Consider the following 14029-nt stretch of genomic DNA (forward strand, 5'->3'; position numbering starts at 1 on the left):
ATGCGCAGCAATATCCTGCGGATGTACCACCATACATAGGCTTGAAAGTCTCCCTCTGCCAAAGCATTGTGCCTATGATAAGCCACCTACTCGCCTGAGCAGCAGAGAGAGCAAGCTCTAACCGCTGCTTGCTCTCTCTCTCTGCAATGTTCTGCTTCACTTCGTTTTTAATCATGACGACTAGCTAGTCACCTATTCAAATATTTTGGAAGCAACATACGCCAGATCCATAATATCGATCTTATTATCGCTATTCATATCCGCCATCTTGGCTGTTGTCCAGTCTGCACTGCCGGAATCCTTACCGTAATGGTAAGCAACCATTGCAAGGTCACCTACATCAATGATTCCATCTTGGTTGAGATCTGCAGACACTTCCTTAATCACGGCCGCCTTGAAGGCAGCTACCGCGCTGTTCAGTGCGGTAACCGCATTGTCAACCTGGGACTGCGTTGCGCTTGGGCTGTCTTTGACGGCTTTGGCTGCATTGATAGCTATGCCGAACACATCCTTGGCTGCTTGCGGATATTGACCCGGCAGTGTGCCCACTACGGCAGCGTCATACAAGCCCTGTGCACTCGTAATGGCTGTTGTCAGTGCCGTCTTGTCTACAACGGCATCAATATTGCCTATAGCAATGCTCTTGCTTCCAAGAGCCGCCTGAATCACCGTTCCCTCGGGAGCCACGCCCAGCTTGGCTTGGGCAGCCGCAATCGTTCCGGTCGTATTCTGTACGCCGGCCTTGACCTTGAAGGTTAGATTCAGAACCGGCGTACTGCCCCCGGATACCCCTCCGATATTGGCGGCAATGAGCCTCACTTTTCCTGCGGTCGCTTTATCCTCTGTCACGACCTGGATGTTGTTGTTTGCACCTACCGCACTTACATAGTCGAATACGTTGGAATCATAAGACAAGGTGATGTCTTGGGCAAACACGCTTTGTGTCAGATTGTTCAGGCTAACGCCCACAGTAAAGCTGCTTCCAGGCTTCACGCTGCTATCTGCGGTAAGTGCGGCCGTTGCTTCTTGCGCTTGTTTGTTGATGCTTAAGGTATAAGCTGTTTCTGTTACTCCATCCTCGGCAACCACTCTAACGTTCAAAGTTGTCGTGTCAGATAGTAAAGTTACTTTTCTTTCTGCTGTATCGTCAATTAAGACATTATCAACATATACCAAAGCATTCGCGTTTTCAGGAGTGAATTTAACTAGAGCCTCTGTAGAATGAGCGGGAACAGAAACTGAATAATGGTTATCCGTCAATGCCGCTGACGTTCCGCCTGCAGTAACGCTCTGAAGCTTCGTGCTATTGTTATAGTCTTTCAGAATGGAAACCGTTCCGAATAATCTGCCCACGTAACCCGAGCCTTTGTTGGCGAACTTTACAGTTACTTTTGTTTTTCCCGCTATCAAATTCGCCGGAATTTGATATCTAACCTCATAAAATTGGTCGGGGGTTTTGGCTGCTATGGTTTCTTCCTTAATGAGATTGCCATCAACATATACATTGAAGGTTCTTCCTTTGTCACCGCTATAATATTTGGTGGATATATAATTAGTAACGGAAGGATCGACTGCCATATCATAACTAATCCATGCGGCTCCTGTTGCCCCTCCCCATGCTTGACGATACTGTTCCCCGCCGTAGGAACCTCCTCCCGTATTTCCTTGCAAATTATGCGCCAATTCATGCTGGTCATTCGTAATTTGCACTTCATCGATCTTGGCAATGGCCCTTTTTGCCGCATTCTTTTTATTCAAAATATTTTTCTGGAACGTCGGGGAATCTAAGGCAGATAAATAGAAGTAGATCCCATATCTTTCTTTATATAGTGAATAATAGGGTGTAAACTTCAAATGATTATCTTCATCCGTATTCCGCAAAGTGAATTCCAGCTTTCCTTCCGTCTTAACCAGATTTTTTTTGACATTATGTATCCAGTCCGTAACAGAGCCATCTTTAACAAGGATATAATCCTTAAAGGTTACGCCCGGGGGCAAATTTGCTTTCTGTGAAGCAAGATGCGGAATCGCGACCATCTGCTCCGTTCCAAGTCCTGCACTTAAAACAAGAGGACCATACGTAAATGCTGCCGCTTCAGGATTATCCTTAAGGGTTGATACCTGTACTTCTAAAGGAAACGTCAATTCAACAACATCCCCCTTCTTCCATACACGATTTATATCGATATATCCGTTGGCTGCTTCCACATTCAATGCTGCCCCGTTAATCGTCACAGCTGCTTTTTGACCTTGGGCAATCCACTCTGGCGATCTAAATTTAATATTCATGGCCTCGGAAGGTGCAGCATTAATTGTAAACGTTGCCTTATCGCTTTGAGGGATATTGGTTTCTTGTGTTAGCTGAAAGCCTTTTTCGGCCCAGTTCAGCGTTGAGCTCAGGTACATGTTGACATAAAGATCTTGATCGGTATGATAGTAGATACTGTCATCCAATTTGGTGAAATTCTCCATACCGCTTCCGGTATCGCACCAGAAGCTATCGAACTCTGTAGAAAATACTTTGAAATATCCGGTTCCCATCGGTTTAAAGTACGTACTCATACCAGTCTCCGGATTAATGGAGGACATGATCTCATTTTGCAATGTCTTTTCATAATAATTTGCATATTTGATATCTCCGGTAAGCCTGAACAACTCTCTTGTAAGCTTCAACATGTTATAGGAATTACAAGTTTCATCGTTTATGTTATTCCTGTAATTATCCAGCTGCCCGGGTTCCCTGAAATGCTCGTTTTCGCTGTTTCCACCCGTTACATAGGTATGGTCGTTGACCACCATTTCCCAAAAATTCTCCGCTGCTTTTAAATAGAACGATTCCGCTTCACCTAATGTACGATATCGGTTCAATGCGCCGATAAACTTGGGAATTTGTGTATTTGCATGCTTATTCGACAATACATCTTGACCGTTAACGATGGGGGTAAACAAGGAATCCTCATCAAACCTATGGGCTGCCGTTAAATGATTAGGGCTACTGGTGTATTTATAGAGTTCATATAGCGCGTCGTTGATACCGCCATATTCTACGTTCAATACCCTTGTATGAGTTGAATCGTCCCATGTTTGAGTTCTGTTATATGCCCAATCTCCCAACTTGCTTGCAATCTGCAAGGCATCTCCATTTCCTTCGTATTTATAAATATCTACAAGCCCTGCAATAATTTTATGCATGGTATACCACGGTACCCAGCTTTGCCCCTCGATCTTGCCTTCAATCACATCAAAATGAGCCTCCGGTGTTGCAAAAACATATCCATTGCTGCTTGCATTCTGACATGCCTTCAATTCACTGATAATGTAATCGATTTTGCTCTTCACTTGCGCATTCAGAGCCGGATTATTTTTGGTTTGTTTATATGCCTGTGATAACGCTGTCATGTAATGTCCCAATGTATGCCCTCTAAGATAGCTCCAGTTGCCTTCCCAACCGTTATAAAGCTCTGCTTTCTTTGGTAAACCTGCTACCGTTCTGAATCCCGACAAAAGACGATCCGGATCAAGCTTTAACAAATATTCAACATCTTTATTGAATGCATTCACATAAAAGGGATCTGTAACATCTACCTGCTCCATGTCAAAGTTTTTGAGCTTTGCAGAATCTCCTGCATACTTACTGGTTATTACAACGACAGAAAATTCTTTGGTTAACGTTACGGAACCATAGGTTATAGTGGCTTTTATTGTAACTGGAGTATCAACCCCTGGATCCGTGACCACTCCTGCATTTGAAATTACATTTTCATTCGAAGTACTCCATGAGATGGTGCTTCCATTGATCCCTTTTGCCGGGAACGTAAGATTGCCTCTCGTTGTCTCCGGCAGAATGATTGCATCCTTATCTTGCTGTGCAATGATCTTTTCGTCTATAAACCCGCCTTCCGCTTTATAAACGTTCCGAATAGCTTCATCTGACGCAGCGACACTGTAAATCTTGAATTCATCCACGTTCAGTTTTGAATAGCCTCCACCGTAGAGGGGGGAGTTAAAGCCTAAATACTTATGATCGGTATTATTTGCTACAATGCTGCCGCCCTGCTTATTATAAGAAACCTTTTGAGCAATACCATTACGGTAAATTCCCACATTTTTTGTTGCACTATCATAGGTGACCGCAATATGAGTCCACTCTCCAACGGGAAAGAATGTACTTCTGTCCCCTGTCACATACGATTCCTGCACACTTGTTCCCGTGGAAAGCTTTAATGGAACTGTATCGCTCAGGATGCTTAAATACCATCCTTCTCCCATCCAATTTCCACTTGGCTTGTTCCACATGATCATATGCTCGCCTTTTAACGCAGAATCTGGCTTTACCCAAAAAGAAACGGTCAGATTTTGCGGTTGTAATGCGGGTGACGTACCTAAATCAATATAATTATTTGTTCCGTTTAGCTGTAAGGCTTTCCCGACTTTTCCATCAACATAATTTGCGTTGCCGTTCAGTACCCCTTGAATTCTATTACTAGAGGAATCTGCAATATTATTTTCAAATTTTAACTCCAGCTGCTTTGAACCATCTAATTCTGCTGCATATGTCGGAATAGCGAAACCAGAAAAACCCGACATTAGATTGGCCATTAATGTTAAGGATATTAACTTAGGTACGCTCTTCCTCATTGGCCTATTTATTCCTTTTAACCGTTTCATGACATTGCTCCTTTTGAAAGTTTTTTACTTTCATTTCCCTGCTTGATACAGCCTGTAGATTACGGTTGCAGCTTGTGCCCTCGTCGATACACCCTTTGGTTCAAAATGCCCTTCGGCCACTCCGTCCATTAAGCCCGTCTGTTTAGCAAATAAAACAGCATCCTTGGCATAGGCAGAGATTCGATCCTGATCAAGGAAATCCCCCGTTGTCCCGTTTGCTTGAACAGCTGCAGAACTAATTATCCTGGATACCCGGTAAATCAGCACCGCCATATCTTCACGGGTGATCGGATCGTTCACTCCGAAGCTGCCGTCCTCCTTACCTTGCACAAGGCCGGTCTTTTGCGCAGAAGCAATGGAATTGTAATACCATGCACCTGGAGCAGCATCCGTAAATGACGCCATTGCAGAGGAGTCCTCCAAATCAAACAGTTGCATCAGCATTTTCACGAATTCGGCTCTTGTTACCTCCCCATCCGGTGTAAAACGACCCTCGCTTCTACCGTTCACTACTTCACGGGCCGCCAAGCCAAGAACGGCGTCATTCGCCCAAGTGTGCCCATCCATATCGTTAAAGGAAACCTGAACATGGTTTGCCGCATACATGCCGAAGCGGGCAGGATGGAACTGTACCTTCCCTGCAGCCGGGTTGTAATACCCGTTCCTAACCACATCTAATTTTCCATCATCAGATATATGGTAAAGGACTACCTGATTTGGATTTTCATTCGCTAACAACGTATACAGTACTTCTACTGCGACACGGTTCTTGTTAAAGCTTGTGATTGGGCTGCCGTCTAAACTCAATTGAAGCTCATTTATAACGGAATTTCCGATTTTTGCTCTAACATCCTGTGAATAGCTGGCAGGGTCTGCCTTTGCGATCTGTAGTTGCAAATTGGATATTTCTGACAGCACGCTGCCATCAAGTACATCCCGATGAATGGAAACGGAAGCAAAATCTGTCTCAATCCTAACCATCTTGACTTTGCCTGGTTCCGAGCTGAGCTGTTGAAGCTGATATGCCGGCAGATTCAGCTGGATTTTGTTTACGTCCAAACCTGTGTTGACCTTAATCGTTACCGAGCTGTCTTTGGAATTGTTTCCTGCTTCAAGTAGATCATTGGACCCCACATTAATGCACGCAACACCATTGGTAGCAGACCATATATCGAAAAACAAAGCAGAGGTCCCTTGGGAGCTTCGCGATAACGGCGTTGACGCCTCTTGGGAGCAGGCATTAGGAGCAGAATAGTGGCTGGAACGGGAGCGCGAGTTTGATTGAATGACCGACATGGTTATTCCGCTGCCTATATTCCCGATGGTTTTTCTCGGCTCACTGTTGACTGGCGTCAAGGAGCTTAGGGAAACGGAAGCCGTCCCTACCCGGGACGCTTTAAACGAAAGGGTGAATAAATCCTTATCGCCGGTTATTCCCGGTTTATTGCCCGTTAGAGTGAATAGCAGCCGGATTTTGTTTCCCTGTACTTTAGGCTCCAGCACGATGGCTTGATTGCTTAGACTGCTGGAATAACCGGTATACTCTAGCAGCTGCGCATCATAGGTTAGCTCCATCCCGGCAGCATATAAATCTGTAAGTGCATGGCCAGCAACAGAAATAGTCACGTTATCACCCAGCTTCACATTAGTGGCCGAGGAACGCAAGACGAATTCATCCGGAACTTGTGCTACAGCCGAAGAAGATAATAGCGTGGCGGCTAACATAAGAGCCAGGCAATAAAGTGGAAATTTGCGCATCTTCATTATGATCCCTCACTATAAAGGAACGGATGGGAGACAAACGTCTCCCATCGCCTTTTTCTTGATTTATTAGTCTATCTTGGTTGCAACATACGCCAGATCCATAATATCGATCTTATTATCGTTGTTCATATCCGCCATCTTAGCTGCTGCCCAGTCTGCGCTGGTGGAATCTTTACCGTAATGGTAAGCAACGATCGCGAGGTCGCCTACATCAATGATTCCATCCTTGTTGAGGTCTGCAGATGCTTCCTTAATGACAGCTGCTTTGAAGGTATCTACCGCGCTGTTCAGTGCGGTGACAGCATTGTCAACCTGGGACTGCGTCGCGCTTGAGCTGTCTTTGACGGCTTTGGCTGCGTTGATCGCGATGCCGAGTGCATCCTTGGCTGCTTGCGGGTATTGTCCCGGCAGTGTGCCAACCACAGAAGCGTCATACAAGCTTTGTGCATTCGTAATCGCTGTTGTCAATGCCGTCTTGTCTACAACGACATCAATTTTGCCTATAGCTATGGTCTTGCTGCCTAGTGCCGCCTCGATCACGGTTCCCTCAGGAGCCACACCCAGCTTGGCTTGGGTTGCCGCAATCGTTCCGGTTGTATTCTGAACACCGGCCTTAACCTTGAAGGTTACATTCAGAACCGGCGTGCTGACTCCAGATACCCCTCCGATATTGGCGGCAATGAGCCTTACTTTTCCGGAAGTCGCCTTATCCTCTGTCACGATCTGGATGTTGCTATTCGCACCTGCCGCACTCACATAGTCAAATACGTTGGAATCATAAGACAAGGTGATGTCCTGGGCAAACACGCTTTGCGTCAGATGGTTCAGGCTAACGCCCACGGTAAAGCTGCTTCCAGGCTTCACGCTGCTGTCTGCGCTAAGTGCAGCTGTAGGTACCTTAGCCTCCGGCCAGACCGGATCTGTCGTTGCCGCACTCGTGGTCAAATAGATCCGGTCTATGGCGAGGCCGGATTCCCTTCCCCAAAAGTTCAATTCATGCACGCCGGCAGAAATATTCAAAGGAATACCTCCCGTCACAACAGTTCCGCCGTTGCTGAGATTCACCCATTTAAACTGACCACCGCTGACACCTTCAATCCCGTTGGAAGTGAATTTATACTGATTATCCAAGCCAACATGGACGGAGTCCGTTTGGTAGCTATGACTCTTGGCAAGGATCCAAACATAGTAGGTTCCGGCAGTCGTGAAGTTGATTTTATAATTCAATCTGGAGCCGGCAGCAAGACTGGCTGCATCTGTGCCCGGCGTCACCGAAGTGCCATCGTCAGGTAAAAACTGCATGGCTTTCGTAGATAGGCCGTCCACAAGCGACCAGATATGGCCGTTGGCGGTGCCATATACATAAGCGTTGACCGAGTTTTCCGCTGCTGTTTCCGCCTCAATAGCCACAACAGCAGGAGTATTGACGCTTATCCGAATTTGCGCGGTTGCTGCTTCGCCCAATGCTCCCTTGTAGCTAACCACCACGTTAGCTGTTCCACTGGCCTTGGCCGTAATGGTGCCGTTGGAGACGTCAGCAACGTCCGGATTCGGATTGCTGTAGGTCGCTAATTTGGTTACATCCTCCGTATGCCCGTCGAAATACTCTGCCGTGACTTTGAATGCAGCGGTTTTACCGGAATCGAGTGCAACGGAGCTATTGTCCACTGTAATCTGCTTCACCCTCAGCTCGCTGCTCAAGTCTTTCACCACTAGATTCAGTGAATCTGTTTTTCCGCCATAGCTGATGTCGATGCTTGTCGAACCATAGCCGACGCCGGTTATGATTCCGTTGCTGATACTTACAATGCCGTTTTGCGCCGGTGCAGCAACGGCCTCGGCCGTAACATCTTCACTCGTTCCATCGGAATAGATCGCCATAACCTTCATGCTTGCCGTGTTGGTCCCGGAAACGGTATCAATCTTTTGTTTATCGATGGACGCGTTGATGGCAGCCAGTTGATGGGCAGCGCTCTTTTGCTCGAACTGCCAATAATCGACCTTGAACAGATTACCGGTTGTTGCTCCCCTGTATACCATATACAGGTCATGAACACCCGTGGCACCGGAAATACTGGTTGTTTTTGTCTTCCAGCTATTTTCCCCTCCTGTGTTGGAAATGGGAAGCGTACCCACCAACGGGCCATCCGCACTATCGAGATGCAGCTCTATCGTTCCTCCGCTCGAACCGCTGGCAACCTTGGCTGTAAATGTCCCGGCGCCTGTCGCGCCAAAATCCACTTTGGATGCGGCTGTCCAGTCCCCGTCATTAATATTGCTGACAGCCAGGTTGATGCTGCTTACCATGCCTCCAGGTTCGGTAATGCTCTCCGTGGTTATTCCCCCGTTCCAAGCAATGGTTTCGGCCTCAACCCTTGCGTAGGGATTCGCATTTTTCAGCTGCGGAACACCTGCATAATCTCCGGTAATATTCTGGATGACTCCGTTTCCATCGAAGCTTACCTTATTAATGTGTGCATTTCGGTATCCATGGGGCTGCCCTCCCATTTGTGGTACCGTCCCGCTTTCCGCCATGGCCTTTGCAAGAGTTTGGGCATGGTAAGTGATATACCATTGACCGTTGAATTCAAAGATGGCGTGGTGATTGTTGCCTCCCACTCCGAAGAAGGTAGCGGGGTTGGGCAGTATGGTTTTGACAAAGGTAAAAGGGCCCATCGGGTTGTCGCTTACCATATAGGCAATAGCTCCTGTAGGAATATCCGATGGATGTCCGCCTGAGAAGTTAGTGCAATAAGAGTAATAATATTTCCCGTTGTATTTGTGGATTCCAGAGTCCTCAAACAACCATGGCGGGCTAATAGGCTTAACCGCTCCTCCGCTTGCAGCCAGATCCAAACTGATCATATCCGCTCCAAGCTTTGCAACACGTGCGGTTCCCGGGTCAGCGTCCTTACCTGTCGGAACACCGCCGCCAAAATAGATATACCCGCTTCCATCATCATCAATCAGTACCGCTGGGTCAAAAAGCCATGTAACATCGCTAGCTCCCGGGGTATTTCTATTGACCAGAGCCTTTCCAATGGGATCTGTAAACGGTCCGAACGGACTGTCCGCTGAGAGCACGCCGATCCCGTTTGCACTATCTGCAAAATAGAGGAAGAATTTCTCCTTGCCGTCTATCGTTTTATGTGCTGCAGCCGGGGCCCAGGAGTTTCTTGCCCATTTAGCAGCGCCCTGCGGCCCGGCTACAGGGATTTCCCCGTGGTCTGTCCAGTTGACCATGTCGTCAGACGAAACAACCGTTATCTTATTAATCAAACTATACCCGTTATCCTTAACGGTCCCGTCAGCATTGTACTCCAACGTATCATTTGTCATATAAACATAAACTCTTCCGTTATAAACCATTGCATAGGGATCTGCACCAAACTTTTGCGTAAATAGCGGATTGCCTTTTCCAGGCGTTTTTGCAAGTGCCGGAGCGACCGCAGCTGTTGCGGCCTCTGCCCTATCCATGACCGGGGTTAATGGGGCCATGAGCGTTAAAGCCATCGTCACTGACATCATTTTTTTCCATAGCTTCACTGAATCCTTCCACCTCTCTTATAATAGTAGCTGCTGTTGTTACCTGCTCTTGAAAATAAACACCTCCTTTGAGTAGTGAAATACAACTCTACATGTTCAACAAGCGGTATATGATAACGGCTGCTTCCGCTCTTCTAGCCGTATCCACCGGTTTGATCATTCCATTGTAGCCTTGGATGACTCCTTTCTTGACCAGTTGAGCCAAGGGGCTTACTGCATAATCCGCTACTTCACCGGCATCGCTGAACCCTCCTAAGTCTGAAATGGACTCATCCAGCATTCTTCCGGCCATTTTCATCGCTCGTGCAGCCACTACCATCATGTCCTGTCTGGATATGCTAACTCTCGGCTCGAACAGGTTATCGCCTGTACCCTGAGCAATGCCAAGCTTTTTGGCAATTCCTACTTCTTTGTAATAATAGTCGGACTGCTCTACATCCTTGAAATTCTCGTCTATTTCTGCATTAAGATTTAATGCTCTGACCAGCAAGCATAGGAAGTCTGCCCTGGTGATGTCGGCTCCCGGGCTAAAGGTAGTAGCCGACGTACCCTTGATAATTCCTGAGGACGCGAGGGCCTCAATCTCCATCTTGGCCCATTCGTAGCCCGCCAGATCGTCAAAAGTGGTCCCATAGCTGTAGAGCGTCGCTGTCAGATTCGGATTCAGTGCTTTCACGGATACCAGCTTAATATTGGCATCTCCCTGAGACTTCCCTTTGAAGGCAATGGTACTTAAGGCTGTACTTCCCTGCTCACCTTCCTTCTTGCCAATTTTCGTAAAGGCCATCGTTATTTTGCCGTTATCTATCTTCGGTGGTATAAAAAAACCTTCCAGCTTCGATTCTGCCTTATCCAGCTCAACCATATCAGGGTCGAATGTAATCAAAACCTCGTAGGCATAGAGATCCTTTAAGTTGCTTCCATTCAACGTAACTTCTAGAGCTTGGTTTGGCAGAGCCTTTTCCGCACTTTGACTCAGAGTGAAGATCGTATTTTCTTCTGAATAACCGGTACCGGGCATACAAGTAACCATCATGACAGCAATAAGACACATTACAAAAGTTAATTTTCCTTTTCTCATGTGGCAATCTCCTTATCGTGAGAATTAGGAAGGAATACTGAGCATCCCGACCCGAACAATTATGATAGTGCTTTAACTATGACGAGCATTCATGCTTGAAATCCAAAGCTATGCAGGGTTGCCTCGCTGTTCCTCTACCTTATTTTGTATCCCTCCCATTTTTTGCCTTTATTATAGCTAAGACACTAGAAAATCACGATGGAATTTCTTCTTCAAAAAGTTGATTTTTTAAGGATTAGCATTTTGTGCAATGAAGCATTTGGAACGATTCTAGTGTGCCCTATCCCCAATGAGGTCCCTTCCCAAGATAGGGCATCACCAGAACTTTGTTATTCATATAACGAAAATGGTAAGCAGAGCTGCAATGAACGTACCGATGACTTAATCGATTATCTTGGTTGCAACATACGCCAGATCCATAATATCGATCTTATTATCGCTGTTCATATCCGCCGTCTTAGCTGCTGCCCAGTCTGCACTGGTGGAATCTTTACCGTAATGGTAAGCAACGATCGCGAGGTCGCCAACGTCAATGATTCCGTCCTTATTGAGGTCTGCAGATACTTCCTTGATCACAGCCGCCTTGAAGGTATCTACCGCGCTGTTCAGTGCGGTAACCGCGTTGTCAACCTGGGACTGCGTCGCGCTTGGGCTGTCTTTGACGGCTTTGGCTGCATTGATCGCCATACCGAACGCATCCTTGGCTGCTTGCGGGTATTGACCCGGCAATGTGCCAACCACCGCAGCGTCATACAAGCTCTGCGCATTCGTAATCGCTGTTGCCAATGCCGTCTTGTCTACAACGGCATCAATCTTGCCTATAGCTATGCTCTTGCTGCTGAGCGCCGCCTGAATCACGGTTCCCTCGGGAGCCACGCCCAGCTTGGCTTGGGTCGCCGTAATCGTGCCGGTCGTATTCTGTACACCAGCCTTGACCTTGAAGGTTACATTCAGAACCGGCGTGCTGACTCCGGATACCCCTCCGATATTGGCGGCAATGAGTCTCACTTTTCCAGCGGTCGCCTTATCCTCTGTCACGATCTGGATATTGCTGTTCGCACCTGCTGCACTCACATAGTCAAATACATTGGAATCATAAGCCAAGGTGATGTCCTGGGCAAACACATTTTGTGTCAGATGGTTCAGGCTAACGCCTAAGGTAAAGCTGCTTCCGGGCTTCACACTGCTGTCTGCGGTAAGTGCAGCTGTAGTGCCTGTGCTGTCAACATTCTCAGCTACAAAGGTTGTAACGCTTTGAGCCGGAAGCTCGGCTGTGAAGGAGCCGTTCGACACTGGCATAGGCGCTCCGGCCGCAAGATTCCTGCTGCTGTCCGTTACCCAGGAGGCTACTTTCGTTGCAGACCCGTTCTGCAGAACAAACCTTTCACTCACTGCAGAAGTACCTTTGTTGATAGCGACAATAACTATCTTATTGTCACCTTTATATGCAGATGTGAACACTTGCGGATCGGGATTTTTGGTCGCTTCCACCCTAACATAGCCGGGTCGAACAAATTTCGAGTAATGAGCCATGCTGTAACCCCGCTTGCTTATCGTACCGTCATCCTTCATAGGACCGTAATGCCTGCGGATATACCACCAGACGTAGGTCTGAAAATTCCCTTCTACCATGGCGTTATACATATGCTCGGCAACACCCAACGCCTCAGGCCAGCGATCCGCCGAATTCGTGTCGCTGTTCGGGTAGTAGACTTCCGTCATCCAGAGTTCTTTGCCTGCACCTTTTTGTTCAAACAAGGGGTAAGGGAAATCATTATAACTAGTGCCGTACGTGTGAGCGCCAAGAATATCCATATTGGCCAATGCTTCCGGGTCGTTCAGAATGGGGTCTGACATTTGTTTTACGTAAGAAAACGACTCTGGTGCTATGACCCTGTTATGGATGGATCCGGCATTTTCTTTCATAAAACGAAGCATTTCTTCCTTACTCCACCATGTCCAGTCATGTGCATAATCCGGCTCATTCTGAACCGAAATAGCATATAGCTCCACTCCATTGCTCTTCATGAAGGAGTCGAATTCATTCAGATACTGCGCATATTCAGCGTACATATCGTGTTTTAGCCGTTTTGCTGTTGCGTCCACAACATAGGCGGTAACATGGATGTTATCTATGTTTAATCCTTCTTCACCGGTAGCTACAAACTGTAACGTGCTGGTCCCGCTGCTCATGGGTACCTGAATCGATTGTTCGCCCCAGGCAGCCGGGCTGCCGGTTGCTGCAAAGGCCACCTGACTGAGCACTTTCGTCCCGTTAACATAAACATCCAGATTACTTGTCCCTGACTGGAGAGCATATCGGACTTTAACGTTCTTGGTTCCTGTCGTGCCAATGCCGATGCTGTTCCACTGAATGGCTGCTCCGGATGAAGCTTGAAATTGGACATACCCGCTGCCGCTATAGCCCGAATAGGAGCTTTGCACTGAAGAATCACTCAATGTCGTACCCGACTCCGCTTCATAAGTGGTACCATTGCCCGAGCTCATACCCAAAGTGAAGGTCTCTACCATTTCACTTGGAGGATTCCATGGGGAAGCAAATACGATAGCTCCATGCTCAATGGCTTTTTTGGCTGTTTCCACCTCTTTTTGCCAATTGCTTTTGTTCTCATGTATAGGAATTCTTAATATAGAAAAACCCAGCTGGTTCTCCCCATTGCCAAAAGCTGTTTCCCTTTGGGCCGGTGTCAAATCTCCGATCCAGACGGAGTGATTCATGCCTCCAAAGCCGCGAATCACTTGTTTCTCCGCCGATAAATTAACGATAACCTCCGTTGCAGCTGCAGCCGCTGAAACTTCAGCAGATACCGGCACGGAAACTAGTGGCAGCGCAGTGACACATGCTAAAAATACGCAAAGTGATTTCCTCAATCGCGATATCATGGTTTTCATCTCCTGTTAAGGGCTATGGAGGGGGAGAAGCGAATCCCCGTCCATAGCTTCTTGTGT

The 14029-nt window shown here is 47.2% G+C and carries 5 protein-coding genes and 2 pseudogenes; all 7 read right to left on the reverse strand.

Features of this window, described 5'->3' with window-relative positions; translation table 11 throughout:
• Positions 1–192: 192 nt before the first annotated feature.
• The gene (locus GGC63_RS01450; RefSeq protein ID WP_192700822.1) at positions 193–4668 is read right to left on the reverse strand and encodes a beta-L-arabinofuranosidase domain-containing protein; all 4476 of its coding nucleotides are present in this window, start codon (positions 4666–4668) and stop codon (positions 193–195) included.
• 30 nt (positions 4669–4698) lie between these two features.
• Complete coding sequence (locus GGC63_RS01455) at positions 4699–6432, reverse strand: S-layer homology domain-containing protein (RefSeq protein WP_192700823.1); 1734 nt, start codon at positions 6430–6432, stop codon at positions 4699–4701.
• A gap of 66 nt (positions 6433–6498) precedes the next feature.
• Positions 6499–9978 carry a carbohydrate-binding protein gene (locus GGC63_RS01460; protein WP_192700824.1) on the reverse strand — a complete coding sequence of 1160 codons (3480 nt, stop codon included), beginning with the start codon at positions 9976–9978 and terminating at the stop codon, positions 6499–6501.
• Positions 9979–10066: 88 nt separating this feature from the next.
• Positions 10067–11059 (reverse strand): S-layer homology domain-containing protein, encoded by a 993-nt coding sequence (locus GGC63_RS01465; RefSeq protein ID WP_192700825.1) that lies wholly within the window; start codon positions 11057–11059, stop codon positions 10067–10069.
• 381 nt (positions 11060–11440) lie between these two features.
• Entirely contained in the window at positions 11441–11746 is a 306-nt protein-coding gene (locus GGC63_RS34815; protein ID WP_264082007.1) for a dockerin type I domain-containing protein, read from the reverse strand.
• Positions 11747–11896: 150 nt separating this feature from the next.
• A pseudogene (locus GGC63_RS34270) lies at positions 11897–13162 on the reverse strand (cohesin domain-containing protein); the annotation flags it as partial.
• Between the two features lie 24 nt (positions 13163–13186).
• A pseudogene (locus tag GGC63_RS35285) lies at positions 13187–13972 on the reverse strand (carbohydrate-binding protein); the annotation flags it as partial.
• Positions 13973–14029: the final 57 nt, after the last annotated feature.

It is taken from the genome of Paenibacillus sp. OAS669, from assembly GCF_014873645.1.
GTDB lineage: Bacteria > Bacillota > Bacilli > Paenibacillales > NBRC-103111 > Paenibacillus_S > Paenibacillus_S vulneris.